The following is a 1,428-nucleotide window of genomic DNA, read 5'->3' on the forward strand; positions in this document are numbered from 1 at the left end:
TCGTCGGTGACCATTTCCAGGGTCAGCTCGTCGTGGTTGCGCAGGAAGATGCCCCACTGGCAGCCGGACGGGATCGCGGGGGTCTTGGCGAGGATCTCGGAGACCGGGTAGCGCGACTCCCTTCTGACCGCCATGAAGATGCGCGGCATGACCGGGAAGTGGAAGGCCATGTGGCACTCGTCGCCGCCGGCCGCGAAGTCGCCGAAGTAGTCGACCACGTCCTCCGGCCACTGGTTGGCCTCCGCCAGCACCACCGTGTCCGGATACTGCGCGTCGATCTCCTTGCGCACCCGCTTCAGGAAGGTGTGCGTGGCCGGGAGGTTCTCGCAGTTGGTGCCCTCCTCCTGGTAGAGGTACGGCACCGCGTCCAGCCGGAACCCGTCGATGCCCAGGTCCAGCCAGAACTTCAGCGCGGAGATCATCTCCTCCTGCACGGCCGGGTTCTCGTAGTTGAGGTCCGGCTGGTGCGAGAAGAAGCGGTGCCAGTAGTACTGCTTGCGCACCGGGTCGTAGGTCCAGTTGGACGCCTCGGTGTCGACGAAGATGATCCGCGCGTCCTGGAACTGCTTGTCGTCGTCGGCCCAGACGTAGTAGTCGCCGTAGGGACCGTCCGGGTTGGTGCGGGACTCCTGGAACCACGGGTGCTGGTCGCTGGTGTGGTTCATGACGAAGTCGATGATCACGCGCATGCCGCGCTGGTGGGCGGCGTCCACGAACTCCACGAAGTCGGCGAGGTCGCCGAACTCGGGCAGGACGGCGGTGTAGTCGGAGACGTCGTAGCCGCCGTCGCGCAGCGGTGACTTGAAGAAGGGCGGGAGCCACAGGCAGTCCACGCCCAGCCATTGCAGGTAGTCCAGCTTGGCGGTCAGGCCCTTGAGGTCGCCGACGCCGTCGCCGTTGCTGTCCTGGAAGGAGCGGACGAGGACCTCGTAGAAGACGGCTCGTTTGAACCAGTCCGGGTCGCGGTCCTTGGCGGGGGTGTCCTCGAAGGTGTCCGGCACGGGCTCGTTGACGATCATGTGATGGGTGACCCTCCGATCTGCGGGTGGGACGGTCGCAGAACCGTGCAGACGTGCGCGGGCGTACGGCCCGGCTCCAGGCGCACATAGTTGGCCCTGCCCCAGTGGTAGGTCTCGCCGGTCAGCTCGTCGCGCACCGGCACCGACTCGTGCCAGTCCAGGCCGAGTTGCGGCATGTCCAACGAGACCGTGGCCTCCTGGGTGTGGCGGGGGTCGAGGTTCACGACCACCAGAACCGTGTTCGATCCCTGCCGCTTCGAGTAGGCGATCACCTCCTCCTTGTCCGTGGGGTGGAAGTGCAGATCGCGCAGCTGGCGGAGAGCCGGGTTCTCGCGCCGGATGGTGTTGAGGCGGGTGATGAGGGGGGCGATGGTGGTGCCCTCGCGGGCGGCGGTGGCCCAGTCACGGG

General features: G+C 66.7%; 2 protein-coding genes. Both read right to left on the bottom strand.

Annotated elements, in window-relative coordinates; all coding sequences use genetic code 11:
* Positions 1-1,019 (bottom strand): alpha-amylase family glycosyl hydrolase (locus tag BZZ08_RS38415; protein WP_241965670.1); only part of this gene is annotated, 1,019 nt, incomplete at its 3' end.
* A partial coding sequence (locus tag BZZ08_RS38420) for a DUF3459 domain-containing protein (RefSeq protein ID WP_446750298.1) occupies positions 1,016-1,428 on the bottom strand: 413 nt, incomplete at its 5' end. The genes BZZ08_RS38415 and BZZ08_RS38420, both read right to left, overlap by 4 nt.

The organism is Streptomyces sp. MH60 (assembly GCF_002939385.1).
Taxonomy (GTDB): domain Bacteria; phylum Actinomycetota; class Actinomycetes; order Streptomycetales; family Streptomycetaceae; genus Streptomyces.